Origin of the sequence: Halobacillus sp. BAB-2008, assembly GCF_000328325.1 — a bacterium.
GTDB lineage: Bacteria > Bacillota > Bacilli > Bacillales > Halobacillaceae > Halobacillus.
Genome location: NZ_ANPF01000021.1, coordinates 30,069 through 53,768 on the forward strand (window position 1 = coordinate 30,069; position 23,700 = coordinate 53,768).

The 23,700-nt window shown below is 45.6% G+C and carries 20 protein-coding genes and 1 pseudogene; 15 read left to right on the top strand and 6 right to left on the bottom strand.

The window, feature by feature from the left end:
* Window positions 1–70: 70 nt before the first annotated feature.
* The 5 genes and pseudogenes from D479_RS05605 (at window position 71) to D479_RS05625 (ending at window position 6,858) form a co-directional block, all read left to right on the top strand.
* On the top strand, window positions 71–1,363 hold the full coding sequence (locus D479_RS05605; RefSeq protein ID WP_008634587.1) for an NCS2 family permease: 1,293 nt from the start codon (window positions 71–73) through the stop codon (window positions 1,361–1,363).
* 106 nt (window positions 1,364–1,469) lie between these two features.
* Window positions 1,470–3,044: a spore germination protein gene (locus D479_RS05610; protein ID WP_008634588.1), complete on the top strand. Its 1,575-nt coding sequence runs from the start codon at window positions 1,470–1,472 to the stop codon at window positions 3,042–3,044.
* Window positions 2,983–4,134 carry an endospore germination permease gene (locus D479_RS05615; RefSeq protein ID WP_008634589.1) on the top strand — a complete coding sequence of 384 codons (1,152 nt, stop codon included), beginning with the start codon at window positions 2,983–2,985 and terminating at the stop codon, window positions 4,132–4,134. The genes D479_RS05610 and D479_RS05615 overlap by 62 nt, the downstream gene beginning before the upstream one ends.
* Window positions 4,135–4,138: 4 nt before the next feature.
* A complete protein-coding gene (locus D479_RS05620; RefSeq protein ID WP_008634590.1) occupies window positions 4,139–5,257 on the top strand; it encodes a Ger(x)C family spore germination protein in 1,119 nt (372 codons plus the stop codon).
* A 414-nt stretch (window positions 5,258–5,671) separates the two neighbouring features.
* A pseudogene (locus D479_RS05625) lies at window positions 5,672–6,858 on the top strand (nucleoside transporter C-terminal domain-containing protein).
* Window positions 6,859–6,910: 52 nt separating this feature from the next.
* On the opposite strand, the gene D479_RS05630 reads toward D479_RS05625, so the two are convergent.
* Window positions 6,911–8,272 carry an MATE family efflux transporter gene (locus D479_RS05630; protein ID WP_008634593.1) on the bottom strand — a complete coding sequence of 454 codons (1,362 nt, stop codon included), beginning with the start codon at window positions 8,270–8,272 and terminating at the stop codon, window positions 6,911–6,913.
* Window positions 8,273–8,383: 111 nt separating this feature from the next.
* Here D479_RS05630 and D479_RS05635 point away from each other — a divergent pair, with 111 nt between their 5' ends.
* From D479_RS05635 to D479_RS05655, 4 genes are all read left to right on the top strand, one after another.
* Complete coding sequence (locus tag D479_RS05635) at window positions 8,384–9,460, top strand: undecaprenyldiphospho-muramoylpentapeptide beta-N-acetylglucosaminyltransferase (RefSeq protein ID WP_008634595.1); 1,077 nt, start codon at window positions 8,384–8,386, stop codon at window positions 9,458–9,460.
* 215 nt (window positions 9,461–9,675) lie between these two features.
* Complete coding sequence (locus tag D479_RS19815; RefSeq protein ID WP_008634597.1) at window positions 9,676–11,085, top strand: methyl-accepting chemotaxis protein; 1,410 nt, start codon at window positions 9,676–9,678, stop codon at window positions 11,083–11,085.
* Entirely contained in the window at window positions 11,060–11,362 is a 303-nt protein-coding gene (locus D479_RS19820; protein WP_008634600.1) for an STAS domain-containing protein, read from the top strand. The genes D479_RS19815 and D479_RS19820 overlap by 26 nt, the downstream gene beginning before the upstream one ends.
* Before the next feature lie 144 nt (window positions 11,363–11,506).
* The gene (locus tag D479_RS05655) at window positions 11,507–12,286 is read left to right on the top strand and encodes an ATP-binding protein (RefSeq protein ID WP_008634602.1); all 780 of its coding nucleotides are present in this window, start codon (window positions 11,507–11,509) and stop codon (window positions 12,284–12,286) included.
* A 41-nt stretch (window positions 12,287–12,327) separates the two neighbouring features.
* On the opposite strand, the gene D479_RS05660 is transcribed toward D479_RS05655, so the two are convergent.
* From D479_RS05660 to D479_RS05670, 3 genes are read right to left on the bottom strand one after another with little or no spacing between them, the layout of a single operon-like run.
* Window positions 12,328–13,461 (bottom strand): Ger(x)C family spore germination protein, encoded by a 1,134-nt coding sequence (locus D479_RS05660; RefSeq protein WP_008634604.1) that lies wholly within the window; start codon window positions 13,459–13,461, stop codon window positions 12,328–12,330.
* Window positions 13,439–14,563, bottom strand: a complete 1,125-nt coding sequence (locus D479_RS05665) for a GerAB/ArcD/ProY family transporter (protein ID WP_008634607.1) — start codon at window positions 14,561–14,563, stop codon at window positions 13,439–13,441. The genes D479_RS05660 and D479_RS05665 overlap by 23 nt, the downstream gene beginning before the upstream one ends.
* Entirely contained in the window at window positions 14,560–15,996 is a 1,437-nt protein-coding gene (locus tag D479_RS05670; RefSeq protein ID WP_152413327.1) for a spore germination protein, read from the bottom strand. The genes D479_RS05665 and D479_RS05670 overlap by 4 nt, the downstream gene beginning before the upstream one ends.
* A gap of 138 nt (window positions 15,997–16,134) precedes the next feature.
* Between D479_RS05670 and D479_RS05675 the strand changes: the two genes are divergently transcribed.
* Window positions 16,135–17,151: a TIGR00341 family protein gene (locus tag D479_RS05675; protein ID WP_008634611.1), complete on the top strand. Its 1,017-nt coding sequence runs from the start codon at window positions 16,135–16,137 to the stop codon at window positions 17,149–17,151.
* A 157-nt stretch (window positions 17,152–17,308) separates the two neighbouring features.
* Window positions 17,309–18,133: a serine protease gene (locus D479_RS05680; protein ID WP_008634614.1), complete on the top strand. Its 825-nt coding sequence runs from the start codon at window positions 17,309–17,311 to the stop codon at window positions 18,131–18,133.
* A gap of 46 nt (window positions 18,134–18,179) precedes the next feature.
* On the opposite strand, the gene D479_RS05685 is transcribed toward D479_RS05680, so the two are convergent.
* On the bottom strand, window positions 18,180–18,773 hold the full coding sequence (locus tag D479_RS05685) for an NAD(P)H-dependent oxidoreductase (RefSeq protein WP_008634615.1): 594 nt from the start codon (window positions 18,771–18,773) through the stop codon (window positions 18,180–18,182).
* Between the two features lie 423 nt (window positions 18,774–19,196).
* Between D479_RS05685 and sigI the strand changes: the two genes are divergently transcribed.
* The 4 genes from sigI (at window position 19,197) to D479_RS05705 (ending at window position 22,980) form a co-directional block, all read left to right on the top strand.
* The gene (gene sigI, locus D479_RS05690; protein WP_008634616.1) at window positions 19,197–19,937 is read left to right on the top strand and encodes an RNA polymerase sigma factor SigI; all 741 of its coding nucleotides are present in this window, start codon (window positions 19,197–19,199) and stop codon (window positions 19,935–19,937) included.
* Window positions 19,934–21,094 carry an anti-sigma factor domain-containing protein gene (locus D479_RS05695; protein ID WP_008634617.1) on the top strand — a complete coding sequence of 387 codons (1,161 nt, stop codon included), beginning with the start codon at window positions 19,934–19,936 and terminating at the stop codon, window positions 21,092–21,094. Before sigI ends, D479_RS05695 begins: the two co-directional genes overlap by 4 nt.
* A gap of 72 nt (window positions 21,095–21,166) precedes the next feature.
* Window positions 21,167–21,562 carry a DUF1499 domain-containing protein gene (locus tag D479_RS05700; RefSeq protein WP_008634618.1) on the top strand — a complete coding sequence of 132 codons (396 nt, stop codon included), beginning with the start codon at window positions 21,167–21,169 and terminating at the stop codon, window positions 21,560–21,562.
* Entirely contained in the window at window positions 21,559–22,980 is a 1,422-nt protein-coding gene (locus D479_RS05705) for an NAD(P)/FAD-dependent oxidoreductase (RefSeq protein WP_008634619.1), read from the top strand. The genes D479_RS05700 and D479_RS05705 overlap by 4 nt, the downstream gene beginning before the upstream one ends.
* Window positions 22,981–23,055: 75 nt before the next feature.
* Here D479_RS05705 and D479_RS05710 read toward each other — a convergent pair whose 3' ends face one another.
* The gene (locus D479_RS05710; protein WP_008634620.1) at window positions 23,056–23,658 is read right to left on the bottom strand and encodes a TetR/AcrR family transcriptional regulator; all 603 of its coding nucleotides are present in this window, start codon (window positions 23,656–23,658) and stop codon (window positions 23,056–23,058) included.
* Between the last annotated feature and the right edge of the window lie 42 nt (window positions 23,659–23,700).

The following is a 23,700-nucleotide window of genomic DNA, read 5'->3' on the forward strand; positions in this document are numbered from 1 at the left end:
GATTTTTGTTCGTGAAAAGTATATGATAGGGAACGTTGTCATCATAAAAGAAAGTCAGGTGTTCATGACTATGAAACGTTTTTTTAAATTAGATCAAAACCAGACCAACGTCAAAACGGAAATTCTTGCGGGAATTACGACGTTCTTGACGATGGCCTATATTATAGTAGTCAACCCCGTCATCCTGTCGGGTGCGGATGTGCCGTTCCAGCAAGTGTTCATGGCTACGATTCTTGCCGCTGTGATCGGAACGCTGATCATGTCCTTTGCTGCCAATTATCCAATCGCCATAGCTCCCGGAATGGGATTGAACGCATACTTCGTGACGGAAGTGGTGCAGCAGGATGTCAGCTACTCCGTTATGTTCGGTGCGGTATTCGTTTCCGGTATTCTTTTCGTTATCTTGAGTATGACGAGTCTGCGCAAGACGTTGATTAAGGCTATTCCTCCTTCTTTGAAGTATGGAATTACATCAGGAATCGGCTTATTTATCGCGTTTCTCGGGCTGCGCATGAGTGGGATCATCGAGCCGAGCGAATCCACGTTAGTGACTCTTGGTGACCTGACGGCGCCGGGACAGCTGCTTACCGTCTTCGGACTGATTGTCACGTTGATCCTCATCGCACGAAATGTGACAGGAGGTCTGTTCATCGGAATGTTCCTGACAGGTCTTGTCGGCTTTTTCACTGGTCAGCTTGAAATCAACGGATTTGTGGATACGCCGCCTGCTCCGGTTTTTTGGGATATGGATATTGCGGCCGTATTCAGCAACGGTTTATACACCGTCGTATTCGCTTTTCTGCTCGTTACAATCTTCGATACGACAGGTACGATGGTCGGAGTGGCCGAGCAGGCAGGGTTCATTAAACCGGACGGAAGCCTGCCGCGTGCCCGTGCCGCATTGATGGCAGATGCTTCTGCCACTACGGTGGGTGCCATGTTCGGGACGAGTCCGTCTTCTGCTTATGTAGAGTCTTCTTCTGGAGTCGCAGCAGGTGGTCGTACAGGGCTGACGACGCTTGTCGTGGCTGCTCTGTTCCTATTGTCGATGTTCTTCTCTCCAATCGTCGGAGCTGTATCAGGGCTTCCGGCAATTACGGCGCCGGTCTTGATCATCGTCGGGTGCTTCATGATGGAAGGACTTGCCAAGGTCAATTGGGGTTCATTCGATGATGCTTTCCCGGCTTTCATCATTATATTGTCCATGCCTCTTACATCCAGCATTGCGACAGGAATTTCCTTCGGTTTCATCACGTATCCGATCCTGAAGCTTGTAGTCGGAAAAGGAAAAGAAGTACACTGGATTCTTTATATGTTCGCCATTATTTTCATCCTTCAACTGGCCTTCTTCCCGGGTCATTGATTCTAAAGCAACCACTTCTGTGGTTGCTTTTTTTTATACCTGCTATTTTCCCGTAGGACAGTATAGTTTTACCATGGCGGTGGCAATCTAAGTGTAGGTGATGCATATGGGATTTTTAAAACGATTATTTTTCGGAGATCATACGAAAATTGCAGATAGGAAAATTGCTGATCAAGCCGAGGAGCCGGTCCAGCTCAGTACAATGAAGCTCGCTGAAAATGTGGAGTACATTTTGAATGCCTTCCACGAAACGAATGACCTGAAAATACGGGTGATGCATAAGGGAAATGCGGCTTTAATGTACTTCGAATCCATGAGTGAGCAGGAAAAGATTCATGAGAAGATCTTTGAGCCGGTTCAACTTGGTAATGTCGACAGCATAGGGGAAATTCCGGATTGTAAACATACCAATAACCTTGAAGAAGCGATCGTTACGCTGCTTCGGGGGCATGCCATTTATTTGGAAGATGGCAGCCGCCGCATTTCGATGTTTAACGTAACCTCATCCTTCAATAGAAGTCCGGAAGAGCCGGCCAATGAGAAAGTAGTACGCGGATCGCACGATGGCTTCGTCGAGAACATGATGATCAATATCAACCTTGTCAGGAAGAGGATCGAGCATAGGGATTTAACGGTTAAATACTACAAGCTCGGAAAGAAAACCAACACCAATGTCGGTCTTTTATATATGGATGGAATTACAGATCCAACTCTTGTTGAAGAGATTGAGAAACGGATGAAGACGATCCACACAGATATGGTGCACAGTCCGGGATATGTAGAGGAATTCATTGAAGACCAGACCGTTTCTCCATTCCCGCAAATGCTTAATACCGAACGTCCTGATCGGGTAGTGGCCAATTTGATGGAAGGGAGGGTCGTCATCATGGCTGAGGGAAGTCCTACGGCCTTGATTGCACCTTCTACCTTCTTCATGTTTTATCAATCGCCGGATGACTACAACATGCGCTGGTTTACGGGCACCTTTATTCGCTTGATCCGTTTATTCAGTTTTGTCATAGCTGTGACGCTGCCTGCTTTTTATATCGCTGTCGTCAGTTTTCATTTTGAAGTGATTCCGGATGAGCTCATCATCCCCGTCAAGTCATCGATCAATGAAATAGCCTATCCGCCGATTATGGAAGCATTGGTGATGGTCATCATCATCGAGCTGATAAGGGAAGCGGGGATCAGGCTGCCGCAGCCGATCGGACAGACGATCGGCATCGTCGGCGGTCTCGTCATTGGAGACGCGGTCGTCCGGGCCGGCCTTGTTTCCAATCTGATGGTCATCGTCGTTGCGTTGACGGCCATCGCATCCTTCGTCGTCCCGTCAAATGAACTCAGTACGACGCTGCGCCTGTTGACGTTCCCGTTGATCCTGCTTGCAGGAACACTCGGATTTATCGGCATCGTCTTCGGAATGCTGTTCATCCTCGTCCATCTGACGAGACTTCACTCCTTCGGCGTACCTTATTTTGCGCCGCTGGCTCCTTTAAGTATCGTAGACCTCAAAGATACGTTCGTACGCGTACCTTTGCCGATGATGAAACGAAGACCGAAAGACGCTCACTCGATTGATCCTGTCGCCTTTAAATCGTCTAGGGAGTGGAAGCAAATTGAGCACGAAAAAGAAGAACAAGCAAGAGCAAACGATACCTCAGAGTCAGGCGAATCCTAAGCCGGAGCAGAAACTGTCTCAGCGGCAGTTCTTTTTCATGATCATTCAAACCCAAATCGGGGTCGGGGTGCTGTCTATTCCCCATGAGCTTCATAATGCATCCAAACAGGACGGATGGATTTCCTTGATTATTGCCGCGATTCTTATACAAATCGTGGTATTTGTCATCTGGCTGACAGCAAGAAACCATCCGGAGGACAACTTGTTTCAAATTAACGAACTTATCTTCTCCAAATGGATCGGTAAAGGGCTCAGCTTTCTCTATGTACTCTATTTCCTTGCTGTCGGCACGTTGATCATTCTCTTGTACGGGCGGATGATCAGTGTTTGGGTCCTGCCCAACACCCCGTTATGGGTGCTGTCGTTGTTAATGATTCTTATTTGCGGCTATTTGGTCGCGGGCGGCCTTCTTGTGGTAGCCAGACTTTATACGATGCTGTCTTTCCTGCTTATCATTTTGATTGCGCTTGTTATTTATTCCATGAAAGAAATGAACCTCATGTATATTCTCCCCGTTTTTGAGGAAGGTGTCGGAAGGGTTCTCAAAGGGGTGGATAAAGCCGTCCTTTCCTTTTTTGGATTTATCGTTTCCCTTGTTATATTTCCGAAGGTGGAAGGAACACCGAAGCAGCGACTGAAGACGATGGTGAAGGCGCACTGGTTTGTCACCGGGTTTTACCTGTTTACCGTTTTCGCAAGCTTTACTTTCTTCAGCTCAATGGAATTGACGACCATTCCGGAACCGCTCTTATACATGTTGAAATCTTTTGAACTGCCAATCATAGCAAGGATCGATCTGTTCTTCATATCGATTTGGATTATCAGCGTAGCTACGTCCTTTGCCACCTACATTTATATGGGCAGCCTTGGGCTGAAGCATACGTTCATGAAGAAAGGAAATGTCCGGCATATTGTATCGATCAGTATCGTCATTTTTGTCATTACTTTGTTTATGGGATTTGACATCACTAAAGTAGAAACCTTTAATAAGTGGGTGGTCTATGCCGGATATTTCTTTTCTCTTATGCTTCCATTTATTATGCTCCCATTCAGTTATCTTGCGAAAAAACGGAAGAAAGGAAAGGGCTGAACGTATGAAACGATGCATCATAGCACTCGCATGTCTGCTTCTGCTGACAGGCTGTTGGGATGAACGTCAGTTTAAGAATATGAAGCTGGTCCTTTCCATGGGATTGGATAAAGGGGAGGAGCAGGAAATCCGCCAGACCGTTTCCATTCCGACTGTGGAAAGAGGGTTGGATGGACCGGGGGCAGAAAAGGTGCAGATCATCTCCACCGATGCTCATACGCCCAGGGATGGAAGGGATAAAATTGACCAGATGATATCGGAATCGTTCGATCCCTCCAAGCTGCGCGTCATCGTGCTCGGAGAAGAGCTGGCGAAAGAGAATATGTATCCCGTTTTGGATGAACTTTACCGTAACCCGAACAGTAATTTGAATGCCGCTTTAGTCATTGCAGATGGTACAACTGCCGAAGGAATTCTGAATGTGAAGAATGAAAATGAAATGAGGATCAGCAACTATTTAAGCGGGATTATCGAAGCTGGAGTTGCCGCCACCCATACAACCGGGGAAAATCTACAGATGCTGAACGCTGAAATTCTGGAACCGGGCGTTGATTTCTCTGTGCCGACGATGGCGGTAGATGAAAACAGGCAGCTGTTGATCATTACCGGGATGGGACTCTTTCACGGAAAACATTACACTGGAAAGAAAATCGACTCTTCTTTGACGGTCCTTTACATGCTTCTCGAAGGGAAAATGGGAAATGTGGCAAGGCTTACGGAAAAGATATCCGACGGGGAAGATGATGATCTGCTTAATTATGTCACCGTTCACGTCTTGAAGAATGACCGGAAGATGAAAATAGACGTAGTAGACGGGGAAGTGAAGGTGAAAATCAATCTGAACTTATCGGTGAAGATTGTGGAATACCCTTCCGATCATCTTTACGTCAAAGGCAAAATCGGAATGGTTGAGAAGGAGCTTGAAAAAGTGTTGACAGAGAAATCGAAAGACATTATTTCCACCATTCAAGAGGCTAACAGCGACGTCCTGGGTATTGGAAGGCGTGTAAGAGCTTATCATAATAAAGATTGGAAGAAACTGAACTGGGAAGAAGAGTACCCGAAGATAACAATAGAACCCCATATCAACGTGAAGGTTGTCCAACACGGGATCATCAATTAGAAATGTGCAAAAAGTGAAACCTTTAAGCAAGCTCGCTCGTCTGTATAGGGAATCATAGAGGAAGTAATGGACCGGGAGGGGCTCTCATCCAGTGCCAAATGACGGACCCCTGCCATTCATTCATACATCACTATACCTCCCCTAAGGTATAGCCCCCGTCGACTGACCATCGGCGGGGGTATTTTATTTGTAGAAAATGGGAGGACTTTATTCCTTTATTATACAAATGCAAGTATGACATCTGCGAATTTAGACATATTAAGATGTGACTAGACACTTGTCAGCGTTTCCATATTTTTTTCTTGCGAATAAACCTTGCATGACGTCTGACAACCTGATAAAATCCATAATAGAATTACTTTGTGTAAGCATTTTCATAAGGGTCAAAACAACAACATCAGGGGAGGATTTATTGTGGATATTCTTTTAGGTATTCTTGCTGTTGCGGTCATTCTCGGGATCGCTTTTTAATGTCCAATGATCGTAAGAACATTAATTATAAGGGCATCGTGATTATGATCGCCGTTCAGTTGATCATCACGTGGTTTATGTTTAATACGGAAATCGGGAGGATCATCATTGACGGGATCTCTACCGGCTTCAACAAGCTGATCGGTTACGGATCCGAAGGGGTCGCTTTCGTCCTCGGCGGTTTTGAAATCGGAGAGGGCGGCGTGTTCTTCTTCAATGTCCTGTTGATCATCATATTCTTCGCTACTATTTTGTCTGTGTTAACATATTTGAAGATTTTGCCATTCATCATTAAGTATCTCGGTTGGGGTCTTTCCAAAATTACAGGTCTTCCGAAAGTAGAATCATTTAACGCTGTCAACAGTATCTTCTTCGGCCAATCGGAAGCGTTGATTGCCATCAAGTCTCAGTTCCATAATTTGAATGATAACCGTCTGTACATTGTCAGTGCATCAGCGATGGGATCTGTTTCCGCATCCATCGTCGGAGCATATCTCGGGATGCTTCCTCCACAATATATCCTTGTGGCACTGCCGCTTAACATGTTCAGTGCATTGATCGTCTCCTCGATGATTGCACCGGTCAAGGTTCCTAAAGAAGAGGACAAGGTAGACGTGAAAGACGTATCAAATGCCAAGAGCTTCTTCGAAGCGATGGGTAACGGTGCCCTTGATGGTGGTAAGATTGCCTTGATTGTTGCAGCTATGCTGATCGCCTTCATCGCCTCCCTGGAGCTTGTGAACGCGGTATTTGGAGCTGTCTTCAATGGATTTACCCTTCAGGAACTGCTTGGATACATCATTTCGCCGCTGGGTATCCTTATGGGTATCCCGATGAGTGAAGTAGTCGATGCAGGAGCGATCATGGGGACGAAAATCGTGACGAACGAATTTGTCGCTATGCTTCAATTCCAAGGTATGCTTGACGCTGTGTCTGAGAAGACGATTGGTATCGTCACTGTGTTCTTGACAAGCTTTGCCAACTTCTCCTCTATCGGTATCATTGCAGGTACGGTACAGGGAATTGATGCAGAGAAGGGTGCGCGCGTTTCCGGTTTCGGTATGAAACTGTTGATCGGTGCCACACTTGCTTCTATGTTGTCTGCGACGATTGCCGGATTGTTCATTTAATAGAAAAAAGCCGACTGAGGATCATATCCTGAGCCGGCTTTTTTTGTCTTTCTTATGTAGAAAGAGCGGTTTTTCTTTCTCTGCGCTGTATATGCAGCATGCGCAGAAGCAGGGTAACAGCACCGGCTGTCAACCCAAGGGTCAGGCTGATCCAATATCCGTAGGGACCGAAGCTTGTGTAGTTCGCCAGTAGATAACCGCTCGGGAGACCAATGCCCCAGTAAGAGATGAATGCCATGATGAGCGTTATGTTCACGTCTTTGTACCCGCGCAGAATACCTTGAAGAGGTGCCCCGAAACCATCGGATAACTGAAAGAAAATAGCAAAGAAGATGAAATTCTTCGTCAGTTCGATCACTTTCTCATCAGAGCTGTACAGACGAGCCACCGTATCATCAAAAGTGAACAAGATGACACCAGCGACGATACTCATCATAACGGCAAACGTAATCCCCAGATAGGAATACGCGCGTGCTGCCTGGTGCCGCCCTCCTCCTATTTCAAATCCCACCGCAATCGTCAAGGTAAAGGCGATGCTCAATGGAATCATATAAAGGAAGGAAGCAAAGTTGATCGCTGCTTGGTGCGCCGCAATTGTGTTCGTATCATAGGCCGTCATAAACAGGGTGACAGCTGCGAAAATGCTCGTTTCAAAAAAGATGGAAAAACCGATGGGAATGCCGATTTTCAGTTGAGCAGCCCATTCTTTCATAACCGGGAGGACAGGATTTCTGAATATCCCGTACTTTTTTATAGACGGAAGCTTATGTATAAGCATAACGATTACACCGAGAGAAACCCAGTAGGTTATGGCACTTGCTACTCCTGCCCCGACACCTCCGAGCTTCGGAGCACCGAACTTACCGAAAATGAAGAGGTAATTGAAGAAAACATTTGTCGGAAGCGTCAACAGAATGACCAGCATGGATATCTTCGTGATTCCGAGCGCGTCTACAAAGGAACGCAATAAGTTAAAAATGAATAAAGGAATGATGCCGGCACTGAGAGCAATCAAATAATATTTAGCGACACGATTCACTTCTGGCTCGATATCCATGAGAGAAAGAACAGGATCGAGCAGGAAGAATCCGACACAGGCAACCGTGACGGCAAGGGCGATGGCAAGGTAAATCCCCTGCTTGACAGAATGGGTGATTTCCCCTGATTTTCCAGCGCCTTTCAACTGGGCAACGATGGGGGACACAGCCATCAGAATTCCGTTCAAACCAGTGAAGACAGGCACCCATATGCTTGACCCGATCGCAACTCCGGCCAGTTGGTCAGGACCTGCTTTCCCTGCCATGATCGTGTCGAAGAAGTTCATGGCATACAAACCGATTTGAGTGATCAGGATGGGTACCAGAATCGTGAAGAACAATTTCATTTTTTCTTTTAAAGTCTTTGTTTCATACATAGGACCCCTTCTTTTCTGTTACAATTCTTTTAGAGGAAACATGAGGATTATAGCATATCGGGGCTGAACAGCCTACCTTTTGAGTACCTCAGAAAGGACGTTGAACGAAATATGAACCGTAATAAAAGGATTTTATTTACCGGTGGTGGAACAGCAGGGCACGTGATTGTGAACCTGGCCCTCATTCCGGAATTCCAAAAACAAGGATATGATGTAGACTATATTGGATCTTATGAAGGAATTGAGCGTCAGCTGATCGAGCCGTTGGAGGGCGTAACGTATCATGGAATATCCACCGGTAAACTGCGCAGGTATATGTCGAAGGAAAATTTTAAGGATCCGTTTAAAGTATTGAAAGGATTGATGCAGTCCCTCCGGATTCTTTCGAAGCGGAAGCCGGATGTCATCTTTTCCAAAGGTGGATTCGTTTCTGTTCCCGTTGTCATGGCGGGAAAAATTAAAAATGTCCCGACGGTTATTCACGAATCGGACTATACTCCAGGACTTGCCAACAAGCTGTCGTTCCCGTTTGCGAAGAAAATCCTTGCGACTTTTCCGGAAACGATGCAGCATCTGCCGGAAGGGAAAAGCGAGTTCATTGGAGCCGTCGTGCGCGAAGAATTGTTCACCGGTGACCGTTTGAAGGGGTTATCGATGTGTGGATTCCATAAACAGAAGCCGGTCGTTATGGTCATGGGAGGCAGTATGGGATCGAAGCGGATCAATGATGCCATCCGTGAAAACTTAGACGACTTGCTGAAGGACGTACAAATTATCCATATCTGCGGAAAAGGAAACGAAGATTCCACTATCCATAGACAGGGATATGCCCAGTTCGAGTATGTGCAAGATGAATTGAAGCACCTATTCGCCGCTTCGGATTATGTCGTTTCCCGCGCAGGTTCCAATGCCATCTTCGAGTTTCTGGCTTTAAAGAAACCGATGCTCCTCATTCCGTTATCCAGAGCAGCGAGCAGAGGGGACCAAATTTTAAATGCCGACTCCTTCGTAAAACAGGGCTATGCGTTAAAACTGGAAGAGGAAGAATTGACGAGCGAGCGTTTTCTTGCAGAACTGCAGAAATTGATGAAGGAAGAACGAGCGATCCTCTCAGCTATGGAGAGTTATCAAAGTGAGGAAGCAAAAGAAAAAGTGATGACAAGAATTAAGGAACAACAGAGAAGATAAATTATAGAGGGATACCTCTTATCCAGAACCAAACTATATCCATGAATCATAAGTTATCGTTTAATCATAACCGATAACCCTTTGCACCAAAAGGTGTGAAGGGTTATTTTTTAATTTTATGAATTGTTAAAAAATTGGTTTACCTGCAGGGAGATAGGGTATTTGTTTATTATTATAATGGGAATGAGTCATAAGTCTTAGGAGGAGTTGATCATATGAATGAGAAAAGTAGTTCGGCATTCACCCAATGGAGTATAGCGAAGAAGCTTATGCTGGTTGTCGTTGCAGCAACCGTATTCAGTCTGCTTATGGGGACGCCGATTTCGTATGTCCAGCGTTTTTTGCTGCAGTCAGAGCTTGCAGAAGCTCTCGGTCCAACGGCCGTCGCATTTATTCAAACCTATTTTACTATTCTCATCAACCTGTTTATTATGGTGGCTTTTGTGTATTACGGTATACGGAAGGTTATCTCGAAGCCGATGAAGGAACTGGAGGCCCATATGAAATCCATGAACGGGTCGACCATCGATTTATCAAAGGATATGGATATAAGGACGAAGGATGAGTTTGGCAGGCTGGCTGCAACCTTTAATCGATTAAACGCTACGCTTCGTAATGTCGTGCAGACGTTTAAAGAGTCCAGCGAATCGGTAGCAGCAACATCAGAAGAGAATGCAGCATCCGCAGATGAAGTAGAGGAACAGTCCAAGCGGGTGATGGTACAGGGGGAGATGCTGCAAAAACTAGCGGAAAAGGGGGAGGTGACAGTAAGAGAGGTATCGCGTAGTCTTTTGGAGCTTTCCTCCCTGATCCAAATTGCAAAACAACGGGCAGAGTTGGCAAGAGAATCGTCAGAAGCTACTGTGGAAGCTGCGGAGGAGGGGAAGAGCGCCGTACAAACTGTCCTTGAGACGATGCATGGGATCAAGAATCAAAATGCCAGAACGAAAGTAGAGATTGAGAACCTTCATCATTTCTCCAGCAAGATTAACCGAATGGTAGATACGATTTCAAACATTGCTGAACAGACGAATCTGCTTGCATTGAATGCGGCGATTGAAGCGGCAAGGGCTGGAGACTCCGGTAGAGGATTTGCTGTTGTTGCCGATGAAGTGAGGAAGCTTGCGGAAGAGTCCACGAAGGAAGCTGCAGAAATCGCTGATGTTGTTAAACAGGTGACCGATACGACCGCTGATGCATCGAAAGAAATGGAGCGAAGCGTAGCGCTCATTGAAGACGGAGTGAAATTTGCTGGACAAGCGGACGACTCCCTCCGGCAGATCGAAGAATCCTTCCAGCGGTCGGAAGCAGAGTTGAAAGAGATTAAAATAGTGACAGGAGAAAAAGTGGCAACGAGTGCCGATATTCTCTCCTTAATCAAAAGCCTTGGTCATTTTCTCGACGAAACTGCCATCTCCTCCAGGGAAATGGACCTTCGTACGAAGGAAATTAATACTTCCATAGCCAATATCGTCGGAACATCCGACCATATGAGCCGGATGGCAACAGAATTGACGGATGAATTGAGAGTTTTTGAAACGTCCAAACATACGGAAGCAACCGTTTCACCATTATTTGAAACAGAAAGGGGGCGTCGAAATGAACGGAACAATCAAGCCTCTTAATCGAGGAGCTGCCATCCGTTTCCCTGTTAAGGACGATATTCGAGATATCGTTGACTTTCGCAGTGCTATGCTGGATAGGATAGAAAAAGGAGAAACCTATCTTACGGTAGATATGTCAGATACGCTGGTGGTGGACAGTGCCGGCCTTGGTATTCTGGTAACGGGGTATAAACGTTTGCAGGAGAAGGGTGGGCACTTGATCATCAGAGGTGTCCGTAATTCTGTGAAGGAGACATTTGTTCAGGCACGATTGTCAGACATATTCACTTTCCAATGATTCACTCCTGTTGCTGAGTCTTCCGATATTTGTAAAATAACCGTAATCCCCCTTTTGAAATCCCGGGGATAAGGGAATAGATGAATGAACCAATCATTCAGGTCTAATTTACAATCATCGACTCAGCGGAGGAGAGGTTGAATTATGAAGACATCAATAGAAGCGAAAATAAGACATCCGAGAGAGTTGAAGTCCGTCCGTCGAAGGTATTATCCCTATCTAGCGAAGTTCTACGGACACGACCAACTTCTGGTGGATGCTTCCATCAGCGAAGCGGTTTGGAATGCGTGGACATACGGCCATGATAAAAAAAGCCATTATCCTATTTATTTAAACCTGCGCTTTTTGAATACGCGATTGATTGTTCGTATATCGGATCATGGAGGAGGATTTGATTGGAGATCTTATCACCTGGCCGGTGATGTAAAGCAGTGGTTTCCGACGCTTGATGATTTGGAACAGAGCGGACGAGGTATAATGTTAATGCTTAGAGTTATGGATGTTTTGCGGTATAATGATAGTGGCAATGAATGTTTGCTGATGAAAAATATCTATTTCAGGAGTAGATCTTTCGTGAAAACAAACATGTGTCGCTACTGCTATAAAGAAATCAGGGATAGGGATGAACTGGTAACGGCGTCAAACTGGTTTCGCATCCGCCCTTATCATTACCGCTGTTTTGAAAAAATGGAGCAGGATACAAAAACTATCGCAGGAACGTGGACACCAATCAATGGTCGAGTCGGGCTGATTACCGTTCTTTTAATGGCTGTTCTTTCTGGACTTATGTTGTTAACGGACTTACTTGGTGGGATTGGAGACCTGCTTGGTGTATTGGCATTGTACCCGATCCTGCTGCGTGTTTTATCCTATTTCGTCTTTGAGATGCCTCTGCCTAAACTGGCGGATGATAAACGAAAATAGCGTGAAGTATGAAGACCGCTGCCATATGGCAGCGGTCTTTATTATTCGGATATTCCGTATCGGACCAAACGGAAGTTAACCTTAAATTCAACGTTTAAATCTTGAATTTGATCTTTCCAGTTTTCTTTCTTCACACGGTTCGTCCGGTTTTTGGAATTATATTCTGCTCCAAAGCCTACAGGATCGACTTGCAGTTCTTTAAAAATCTCCATCGTTTCTTTTAAGCGTTTTGTTATTGCCTGTTCCAATTCTTTTTCGATTGCTTCGATCGCTTTCTCTTCTTTTAAATCGATGTCTTTTGTGATTTCCAGGAGACGTGCTTTCATATCGATCTCCATCGTATAGCGGGTGGGATCGCCCTTTGTCACTTTTACTTTTTTATCGGTGTCCAACTCATGAAGGGATAACAAAAGTTTCCCGCTTGTTGTAGAAATCGTTCCCGTTTCCTTTAAGTGATCATTCAGTGAATCGGACGGCAGCTCTATTTGAAACTCCCCAAACTCAAATTCGTTCTTCATCAACATTAAATAAAAGACATCTTTTTCATTTAATATAGAAACAAAGCGGTCGTCCTGGAACAAAGCGACCCCCTGAATAATCGCTTTGCTTTGGTTCATGGATAAAACGGGAAGAACCGGATCGATGCCGTCATCGTAATATTCCCTCATGAAGAACGTCATTAAAGCATTAGGAATAGTTTCATCTTTTATGCTTTTTTCAATTAAGCGTTGGATATACGTTCCTGTATTAGGTTTATCCTCCGAATTGTTGGATTGGAGCAGTTGGCTTGTCGGAACCGTACTGACTGCCAAATATCCCATATCGGATATTTTCGCGTCCCGTTGCAACGTATCCATATACTTCATCATGCCGTTGGCTGCCAGCTTATCTTGGAACAATTCTAAACGGACCTGCCCCGAAACGAGTTTATGACTTGTCATGTGATCGGTTGCCGCGCGCAAACCCTTTGATGTTTCCGCTTCTGCAGAAACTACTTGGGAAGTGCCGGTAGCCGTCGGATCAAATTCATACATAACCATTGTTCCTCGGAGCCGCTGGTCATCAAGTAAGTCGTATCCCACGGCCGTAATAATACCTAGCTGTTCAATATAGCTTTTAGGAATGCATCCGCATAACAAAAGAAGGGAGATGCTAAGAATGACCCATTTTTTCATTGGACTTCCCCTTCCTGAACAATTTCTTAAGAAGTAATCCGACATATAGAATCCATGGATAGATAAATACAACCCAGAAACCTACTTCTCCTGTGATGGAGGTAAGGTAGTTGATACCTATTCTTTCTTCGATAAGTATAGAGGAGAAGAATAGCATCAATGCTGTTATATAGAGGCTCGGCTTCTTGGGGAAGCTGAACAGCCGCTTCAAAGAGTGGATGATGATCCATCCGAAAAGGACAACGTTCGGAATGATGACCATCATCCATAAGGCTACTGCGAGAAAATCGAAGCGCTCTATGATGGAAAAACTAATGATTTTAAACAACGAAAGTGTCGCCCAGACGGTCTCCTTCAATTCATCCGGGCTGAAGTAGCCGATGGAGACGACCGTCACCAGCAGAATGAGGATCGTCGTAAAGAATACACCGGCATGAGCTGCCACTGCAATTTTTTTCTTGTTCTGGATGTAAGGATAGATGAAAAATAAGATTTCCAGCCCTAATACAGAATAAGCAACTTGTTTCGCCCCGGCGAGAATCTCCATTGGGGAGCTCATGAAAATAGGGGTGAGGTGCTTCCAGTCCATAAACGTCACTGGTTTATAGACGGGAAGCACCAGCCAGATGGTTAAGAAAAAGAAGAGAAAGCTGGTACCTACGACAACTCGGAATCCTCCCAGGATGCTGTAAACCATCAGAATCAGCATGAAAGCACTCATTAGCCATATAGGGATTTGCGGGAAAATAAATACCTGAACCACTTCAATGTAATTCTTCATGACTGTCAACAGTAACAAAAATATATACAGGATATACAGGACACCGAGGCCTTTGCCGATCCAGGGTCCGAACAAATCGACTTGGACACCGATCAAGTCCGTGTTCTCATAATTTCGAAGAATGGTCAGCATCAGGAGGACAAGCACATGCATATAAGCACCGGTAACCAGTACCGAAACCCAGGCATCCACTCCTGCCTCCAAAAATAAGATTCTTGGAACACCCATTAACCCTGCACCGATTTGACAGGTATGGATGATGAAAAAGACGTAGAAGGCATGGACAGCTTTATCTGGATTTAATCGAATATTAATATTCATGGAGACTTCACATCTTTATGCTCTTCGGCTTTACTGCTGTTGTATCTCGTTGGATCCTGCGGCATGGTACTTACCGGGCGCCGGCTGTTCTTCTGGAAAGGTACCCGGAATAAGGAATCATTAAAGTCTCTCCACTGAAAGGGATAGATTGGAGCAAGGTAAGGGCGGCCGAGAGACTTTTGTTTTAAGAGATGGATGATAAGGAAGGATAAGGCGAATACGATTCCAACGAGACCCCACATTCCAGCCAGTATGATCATGGGGAACCGTATGATCCTTACAGCCGTCCCCATTAAATAGCTTGGTGCGGTGAAAGAAGCAAGGGCACTTAATGCAATGATAATAATAAGGATATTACTGGTGAACCCTGCCTGGACGGCAGCCTGGCCAAGGACAATACCGCCCACAATACCCATGGTTTGTCCGACCTTCGTCGGCAGTCGAGCTCCCGCCTCTCTTAACAATTCAATGAGAATTTCGAGTAGTAGTGCTTCCAGTACGGGCGGGAATGGAACCGTAGCTCTCGATTGGCCTAACGATACGAGCAGAGTACTCGGAATGATCTCATAATGATAAGTGAGGGCCGCAACGTACATTGGTGTCAAGATGATGGATATGGCCATGGCAATAAAACGCAGCATCCGAATGAACGATCCCATGTTCCACCTCATATACAGATCCTCGGTCGATTCGAAGAAGCTGAACAAAGACATAGGCCCGATCAGCATCGTCGGGCTTTTATCCACCATCACCCCGACTCTTCCTTTTACGATCGAATTACAGAAACGGTCCGGTAATTCGGTAAATATTAATTGAGGAAAGACGCTGGTGGAGGAGTCCTCAATCAGCTGCCCCAGTACGCTGGAATCTTCAATCTGATCTACTTGCAGGTTCTTAATTCTTTCCCGGAAGGTAGCTACATTTTCCTTATCCGCCATCGACTTTAAGTAGACAATGCGGACCTCGGAAGGAATTCTTTCTCCAACGATCAGCTTTTCCATAACGAGATCGTCCGTGTCCAGCCGCCAACGTACGACATTCAAATTGGTGTTTAATGATTCTGTAAAAGAGACTTGAGGTCCGAACACGAGAGACTCGGTTTCAGCACGGTTCAATCCTCGATCGTCCAGTTTTGGTAACGCAAAAATTACGGCTTCTTTTTCCCCTTCGATATAAACGGATATACTTCCGTGCAACACTTTTTGGGTAATTTGATCTACAGAACATACGCATTCCGATGCAGCGATCGGTATCTTATTCATCAAGGCATCGTTTGTCCAGCGTTTAGGGGAGGCAGTAAGGGCATTTAAGATTTCACGTTCGAGTCTTTCTCTGTCGACAAGGTAAGAAATGAACTGGACGACAATTGCCTGCCCTTTAATATGGAAGACCTTCTGGATAAGGTCCGTACTATTATTGAATTTCTTCTTCATAGTCTCCTTATATTCTTCAGTGCTTAACAGAAGTTTCTCCAATTCTTACTCACCCGCCTCTTATTCTTAGTTGGAATTAGTATGTGGAATAAGGGGGACATTATGAGAAATTAATGCAAAATCGGAGAGTGATTTCTCATGAGTCTGCAACTGATTGAAGCCTATATTCCTGATCGTCACTTCCAAAAAGTTGATCAGAAATTAAAAGAATATACACACCGTTCCTATTGGGTTTCCGATGAGCCTGAAGAAAGAAAGCTGATTCGGATGCTGACGGACACGAATGAAGTCGAGTCCATCCTGAATTATTTGGAGAGTATTTCCAATGTTATTGATGGGTTCGAAACGATGCTTTTTCCCGTACAGACCTACATATCCAGGGAAACAGTTGAAGAGGACGCGGATCGGGAGAATGAGGGGACGAAGGAGGAGGAGAAACGTCTTCTCCTTCGAGCAAGCCGGCAGGAGCTGATGGATAGTGTGGAAAAGAGCAGTAAAATCACATTGAATTATACTTTGTTAATCATATTGTCAGCCATTGTCGCAACGGTTGGGTTTTTGAAAGACAGTGAAGCGGTGGTCATCGGAGCGATGGTGATTGCTCCAATGATTGGTCCTGTCATAGCTGTAGCTTTCAGTTCGATCCTGGGAGATTATAAGCGTCTTCTTATCTCCGGTTTGACCTCCTTGTACGGGGTGGCAATTGTATTGGTCATATCGGTGGCTTTCGGATATTTTACCGATATGGGAATGCATAATGCTCAGTATCTGGAGCGGACAAAGGTGGAAATCCTGGACATTTTTCTAGGGGTAGCTTCCGGAGCGGCAGGAGCACTCGCGTTTCTGAATCGCCTGTCCGGTAACCTTGTCGGTGTTATGGTCGCTGTTGCACTGCTGCCACCTTCCGTCGCAATGGGGATGTCTCTTGGTGATGGAGCCTTTCAAGCTGCGTACGGAGCTTTCTTATTAGTAGCGGTTAATATTATGTCCATTCTGCTTGCTGCTGTCCTCATTTTTTCTATAAGCGGTATCCGGCCGGTGCGCTGGAGTGAAGTGAAGAGAGCGAATGTATCGAGACTGCTGTCCATCGTATTTGTCTCCTTGATCGTGTTTTTCTTAGCTGTTGTCATCCTGGTCGGGAAGAGTATGCGATAAGGCATATTTCCCGGGTAATACAAAAAATCCTGAATTCTTGTCGAATTTTCGAGAGCTGCATAAATGAGCACGTCTTTTACGTAATTCATGGTACAATGATACTTGCATTCCATGATAGGAAGGAATGCCTTGACTGCTGCACATGGGAGGACGTCTCATGAAAGAGCATGACAAAGATGAAATAGATATTATAGATGAAGATTTATATGAAGAGATAGATGAGGATGAGTTGTACGAGCTGGTTCAAGAGGAAAAGCGGAAGGCATGGGAGAAGGCGAGAATGGAAAAAGAAAGCCATCAGTCTAAACGTCCGTTTCCAAAATGGATTTTCTGGCTGGTAGCAGGGGTGATGGTCATTAACATCATCGCCGTTCTTCCCAATACTTTCTCGATCCCGGCCCTTGATTTCTTAGTCACCTCAGCGAAATTGTCCACAGACGAAGATACTGCCGCCCGAAAGAAAGCGGTTGTCGTCGTGGAAGCGGGAGAGAGTCGAGGTACTGGTTTTGCTGTATCAGAAAAAGGTCTAATTCTTACCAATCATCACGTAATCGAAGGGGAAAAGCGGATCGCGGTTGCATTCACCGAGGAAGGGTTATTTGAAGCGGAAGTAGTGAAAAGGTACCCGGACATCGATTTGGCCCTGCTCAGAATCGAAGGCTCCGGGCTTCCTTATTTGGAACTGGCGGAGGAAGGTGCCGGCAGGACGAATGAGAAGGTATCCTTCATCGGCAATCCCCTCAGCTTCACTAATATAGCGAATGAAGGAGTATTGATCGGGTACACACAGCTCTCCAATTGGGAAGTCCCGGTTTGGATGATGGATGCTCCCGTCTACAGAGGTAATTCGGGTAGCCCGGTTTTGAATCAGGAGGGGAAAGTCATCGGTGTCGTGTTTGCGACGCTTGATGATCCGGATGAAGGACGCGTCGGCCTGGCCGTTCCCATTGAATACTATTTGGAAAAAGGGGAAAGTCCATGAAAAAAGAAACAGCAGGAGAAACCGGCTGTTCCTTTTTTCCGTGGAATTATTCCGCCGTTACCTGTTTTCTGATCCGGTTCCCTGTAACGGGAATCGGATGGAAGGTTAGTATTTCGGCGAAGTGTATGAGGTTATAAGTCATTTTGTCGATTTGGTCTTTGCTGTGATCGTGCTTTTGGCAGACGGCACTGGAGTGGGGAGGCAGGGTGAAACCTAGCATCGACAGATAGTACTGGATGGATTGAGCAGCGGCCTGGGATCCTCCGTAGCCACCGTCGGCAATAATCGCTCCACCTACCTTATTGTAGAAGACCCCCTGGCCTTTCTGGTTCGTCATTTGATGGTAGCCTTGGAGTCTTTCAAGCACGAGGGAGGCAAGGCTGCTCTTGTCCCCCATTGTAATCGGTGTCCCAAGCAGGATGATATCTGCTTCTAAGATCTTCTCGAATATGAACGGCCAGTCTTCTTCCTGATCCAGCTTTTGGGTAATTCCGAATTCGATGTGGAAATCTCGAAGATGAATCCGTTCAACGTCAATTTTTTCTTTTTGGAAAATCCGTGCCGCTGCATCAAGGAGCTGCTCCGTGTCGGTTTCTTTGCTGCCTTTTTCCAAACTGCAATTCAAGAGTATCGCTCTCATAAAGTGATTCCTCCTTTCTATGAGTCGTTTTTTTGTTATGTCCGATATAGATACACTTAAGATATAACCCAGTTCTTCCACAGATAAACCAACTGTTAAGTCGTGTTCAAGGATGGAAATGGCGATGCCAGGCTGTGCATTCCTTTCTTCACATGGATGATAATGGAGTGGATTGGGTACAAAGGACTTATTTTTTGAAATGTTTATTTAACAAAATGTAAACCAGATGTGGTGGAACGTCATACACTTATTCAGTAAAATGGTCATGCTTGCTTACAATACTTTTTTACCTGCCTGACGAACGGCATACTTCAGAAACACCGGTTGATACAAAGCTGTAACATAATTGAAATAAAAATGGTTTGAGACACCCAGAAAAGACACAAATAAGACGAAAATAGTAGTAGCTGGAGGTGATAAAGGTTGATCAAACGTCTTTTTTCCAAAAATGACGACACCTCCCTGGATGAACAAGTAGCTTCGGCTAAGCAGGGGGATGACGAAGCGCGGAACGAAATGCTTAAACAGTATCAACCTTTCATCGCCAAAAGTGTTTCTGAAGTATGCAAGAGATATATCGACCCTGCGAGAGATGATGAATTCAGTATCGGACTGCTTGCGTTCAACGAAGCGATCCAGTCCTATTCGTGTGATAAGGGAAGCTCCTTCCTCTCTTTCGCCCGTCTCGTTATTAAACGAAAAGTTATTGATCATATCCGTAATGAACAGAAAAGGATTTCCGTAACTTCGTTGGATGAAGACTTTCACGACGACGAACAGATGGAGAATCCTATCGAGATCTCAGCGGCCAAAGATCGGTACATTCTAGAGACAGAGGCGTGGCATCGAAAGGAAGAAATCCTGGAATTCAAAGCAGAATTGAAGAAATACAAACTTTCCTTCGATGAACTGATCGACGTGTCGCCGAAGCACCGGGATGCCAGAGAATCAGCAGTCCAGGTCGCACGACTCGTCTTCGAAGACGAGCATTTGAGAAACCAGGTCATTGTGAAAGGCCGACTGCCTATCAAAGACCTCGTGCATCAAGTCGACGTCAGCAAGAAAACGTTGGAAAGGAACCGTAAATTCATCATCGCACTCGTACTCATATTGAACGGGGATTACATTTATCTCAAAGATTATCTGAAAGGGGTGGGTATGTGAGAAAAGGTATTGTCATGGAGCAGAGCAAACGTTACATGATTGTCATGACAAAAGATGGCCAGTTCCATCGTGCTCATAAAATGGCTGGCGCTGAGATCGGAATGGAAGTCCAATTCTCTGTAGTGGAACCTCGAAAGGGAATGGTTCTTTGGTCCTGTGTCAAGCGTCATAATCATATGAAAGTGGCCATTTTTTGTATTATTTTCCTTCTGGCGTTGTTTCCTGCCTATTCCTGGTACGGAAGCAATCAAGCGTATGCCTATATGAATATTGACATCAATCCGAGTGTGGAACTTGAATTGAATGACCACATGCAGGTGCTGGATATAACCCCTCAGAATGCAGAAGCGGAAGAGATTGTCGCTTCTCTTGGGGATTGGAAGAAGAGAGATGCCTCGGAAGTGACGTTTGATTTAATCAATAAAAGTCACGAAAAGGGGTATGTCAATGAAGCCAATCAAGTGTTGATTGGAATCAGTTATTTACAGTCTGAATATGATCATGATTATGCAGAAGAAATGGAAGAATACTTAACAGAGCAGGAAGAACATTTGTCTGTAGCGACTTTCCTTGTCCCTGACGATTTAAGGCGTCAGGCAGAGAAAGGCAAAGAGACGGTGAACGAACTGCTTGCCGATCGATTGAGTGACGATTCTACAGAGGAAGAAGCAGAGACGCAGGCGGTAGCCATCGAAGATGACGATAAAGAAATTATTCAATCCTTTTATAACGACGATGAGTCTTCTGAAGGCAGCGAAGAGTCTGTTGTCCCTGTGGAAATCCCAGTACTTCCGAATGTAGAGAAGAAGAATCCTCATTCGACTTCTCCAACAGAACCGGAAGGGATGAATGCTGACAAACCATTGTCCGATCCCGCGCAACCGCAAGATCCCCCTGACGAAAAGGTGAAGGGGCGGGACATCAATCCGAATGTGCCGGAGAAGGAAAGAAAAGAACCTTCGGTGGAACATCGGAAGGATAAAGACAAATCTCCAGAGCGGAAACAAGGGAAAGCGGATCGTCCGGAAGGTAATCCTGAGAAGCCGGAGAAAGACGACCATGATCCTGCACCTGAAACGGACAAATTGAAAAAACAGAAAAAAGAAGAGAAAAGTAAGGACCCGGCTCCTAACAACCGGAACGATGAACACTCCTGATCTATACAGGAGTGTTTTTTTCTTTGGATTTGAGTGAATATATAGGTAACTGCTGGAAAAGGAGGAAGACGAATGAAGGATTCTTACATTGGTGTGAAAAGCGGACGGCTTTCGGCATGCCCGGATAAGCCGAACTGTGTTTCCACCCAGGCGGATCAGGAAGAGAAACGGATGAGTCCGCTGCCGTTCACCCGTGATTTAGAGACATCAAAAAAACATATCATGAATGTCCTTGGGGATATGGACCGGACGAAGGTGGAAATAGAGGAGGACCACTACATTCATACGGTTGTAACTACCAAGGTATTAAAATTCAAGGATGACGTGGAATTTTACTTCGATCCGGATGAACGTGTCATCCATTTCCGCTCTGCATCGAGGGTCGGGTACTCAGACTTCGGTGTCAATAAGAAACGGATGCAGGAGATATCAAAGAAATATGAGCAGGTAAGGAGACAGGAGTTATGACATTCGATTATCAGGTTGCGGTCATCGGTGGAGGGTCCGGTGGATTGACGGTAGCTGCAGGTGCAGCGAACTTCGGAGCTGATGTCGCTTTGATCGAGAGGAAGACAGAGCTTGGAGGAGATTGTCTACATTACGGCTGTATGCCGTCGAAAGCATTGATCCAGGCAGCCAAAGAGGTCTACGACCATTCCCGTTTCAAAGAACTCACACCGAATGAGTATGATCGTCTTTTCAAAAAGGTGATGGACCGTGTGTCCGAAGCGGTGGAGGATGTACAGCAGCATGATTCCAAAGAACGATTCATCGATCTCGGCATTGATATATTTGAAGCAGAGGCTGCGTTTGAAGATGAACATACTCTGCGCGTGGGAGATCGGAAAATAACGGCCAAGCGTTTTGTCATCGCCACCGGGTCTTCACCGGCCGTTCCACCGATAGACGGGTTGCATGCGGTGGACTATCTGACGAACGAGACCATTTTCTCCCTTAAGACACGGCCGGATTCTCTAGTCGTGATCGGTGGTGGGGTAATCGGCGCCGAGCTGGCACAAGCTATGAGCCGTCTCGGTATTGATGTTACCATCATCGAAGGAGCGGATCAGATTTTGTCCAAAGAGGACAAAGAAATCTCCCAAACAGCCTGCCGGATCATGGAGGAAGAATTGACCGTCCTTACCGGCGCAAAGATTGAGCGTGTGGAGCAGGCAGATGGAAAAACGATTGTGCATTACAGGAAAGACGGCCGGACCCTCAGGGTTGAATCCGAAGCGCTTTTGGTTGCTGCAGGTCGGCAAGCGAATATAGAGAAGCTCAGTCTGCCTAAAGCGGGAGTGAATGTAGTGGAAGGACACATAGATGTGGATCATGCAATGAGAACCTCTGCCAAGCATATCTATGCCGTCGGCGACTGCAATGGCTCGATGCCGTTTACCCACGTCGCAGGGATGGAAGGGAAGCTTGCCGTCTCGAATGCCGTGTTGGGACTTTCGCGGAAAGCATCGTATGCGAAGGTGCCGTGGGTCGTCTATACCGATCCGGAAATATACCATTTGGGACTTACAGAATCGGAAGCAAAAGAACAATATGGAGATAAACTTTTGACGTTTAAAATGAAACTGGCCGACAACGATCGGTTTATGGCCGAGCGCAGAAAAGACGGTCTTGTTAAAATTTTGACTACGGAGAGTGGTAAGATCGTCGGTGCCCATGCCATCGGTGCCGGTGCCGGGGAGTGGATGCAGGAAGTAGGGACGGTTCAGGCACTGAACAAGAAGTTCCAGTCCATTTCTAATGTTCTCCACCCTTATCCGGCACGGAATAACGTCGTTTCACAGACGGCGGATCTATATTGGAGAGAGAAGCTGTTCGGCAGCCGCATCAACGATGTCATCCGCTGGTATGTAAGAAAACTGCGTTAATGAATTTCCTCTTATTAGGATGAATTTAAAAAGGAAGAAACGCCGGCGATGCCGGGTCTCTTCCTTTTGTTACTTTTATAGGTGATCCTTGTCCATTCCTGCTAAACCATAAAAAAACAAGTCCGACCATTCTTCACTGAGCGATTCAGGAGAAGCGGTGAAGAAGTCAGCATTCGTCCGCAGTGCTTTGTAGTACATATCGATATAGAGCAGGATGGACTGGAAGGAAAGGCTGGCACGGACGGATCCTTCCGCTTTCCCCTGTTCAATCAACTCCGTCAGGATCGGTATCGTTTCCCGGGCTGTAAAACGGTCGACCCAATCTTTCAGCTCAGGATGACTGCCGGTCACTGCTTGCAGGAAATCCTGGTGCAGATGCAGCATGTTCTCTTTTTTGTCTTGTAAAAGTTTGTGGATTTTATCACGAAACGATTGGTCGGTGTTCTGAACGGTAGCACGGAATTGTTCGGTTTGATCCTTTATAAACATTTGGACAGCTTCGAATAAGAGCTCGTCTTTGCCGCCAAAATAATTGTAAATCGTTACTTGAGATACTTGGGCTTTCGCTGCAATTTCTTTAATACTCACCTTCTGAACTCCGGATTCGCTGAATAAACGGAGGGCGGTATGGAGGATTGCCTGTTTCTTTCGTTCTTTTCGTTTTTCAAAGCCATTCATTCGCTACACCTCTTCCCATCCATCATACATGAGGTTTTGAAA

What these genes read in the sequence shown, in the direction of transcription:
- D479_RS05605 (WP_008634587.1), top strand. Translation starts at nt 71, where the DNA reads ATGAAACGTTTTTTTAAATTAGATCAAAACCAGACCAACGTCAAAACG.
- D479_RS05610 (WP_008634588.1), top strand. Translation starts at nt 1,470, where the DNA reads ATGGGATTTTTAAAACGATTATTTTTCGGAGATCATACGAAAATTGCA.
- D479_RS05620 (WP_008634590.1), top strand. Translation starts at nt 4,139, where the DNA reads ATGAAACGATGCATCATAGCACTCGCATGTCTGCTTCTGCTGACAGGC.
- D479_RS05630 (WP_008634593.1), bottom strand. Translation starts at nt 8,272, where the DNA reads ATGTATGAAACAAAGACTTTAAAAGAAAAAATGAAATTGTTCTTCACG.
- D479_RS05635 (WP_008634595.1), top strand. Translation starts at nt 8,384, where the DNA reads ATGAACCGTAATAAAAGGATTTTATTTACCGGTGGTGGAACAGCAGGG.
- D479_RS19815 (WP_008634597.1), top strand. Translation starts at nt 9,676, where the DNA reads ATGAATGAGAAAAGTAGTTCGGCATTCACCCAATGGAGTATAGCGAAG.
- D479_RS19820 (WP_008634600.1), top strand. Translation starts at nt 11,060, where the DNA reads ATGAACGGAACAATCAAGCCTCTTAATCGAGGAGCTGCCATCCGTTTC.
- D479_RS05655 (WP_008634602.1), top strand. Translation starts at nt 11,507, where the DNA reads ATGAAGACATCAATAGAAGCGAAAATAAGACATCCGAGAGAGTTGAAG.
- D479_RS05660 (WP_008634604.1), bottom strand. Translation starts at nt 13,461, where the DNA reads ATGAAAAAATGGGTCATTCTTAGCATCTCCCTTCTTTTGTTATGCGGA.
- D479_RS05665 (WP_008634607.1), bottom strand. Translation starts at nt 14,563, where the DNA reads ATGAATATTAATATTCGATTAAATCCAGATAAAGCTGTCCATGCCTTC.
- D479_RS05670 (WP_152413327.1), bottom strand. Translation starts at nt 15,996, where the DNA reads ATGAAGAAGAAATTCAATAATAGTACGGACCTTATCCAGAAGGTCTTC.
- D479_RS05675 (WP_008634611.1), top strand. Translation starts at nt 16,135, where the DNA reads ATGAGTCTGCAACTGATTGAAGCCTATATTCCTGATCGTCACTTCCAA.
- D479_RS05680 (WP_008634614.1), top strand. Translation starts at nt 17,309, where the DNA reads ATGAAAGAGCATGACAAAGATGAAATAGATATTATAGATGAAGATTTA.
- D479_RS05685 (WP_008634615.1), bottom strand. Translation starts at nt 18,773, where the DNA reads ATGAGAGCGATACTCTTGAATTGCAGTTTGGAAAAAGGCAGCAAAGAA.
- D479_RS05700 (WP_008634618.1), top strand. Translation starts at nt 21,167, where the DNA reads ATGAAGGATTCTTACATTGGTGTGAAAAGCGGACGGCTTTCGGCATGC.
- D479_RS05705 (WP_008634619.1), top strand. Translation starts at nt 21,559, where the DNA reads ATGACATTCGATTATCAGGTTGCGGTCATCGGTGGAGGGTCCGGTGGA.
- D479_RS05710 (WP_008634620.1), bottom strand. Translation starts at nt 23,658, where the DNA reads ATGAATGGCTTTGAAAAACGAAAAGAACGAAAGAAACAGGCAATCCTC.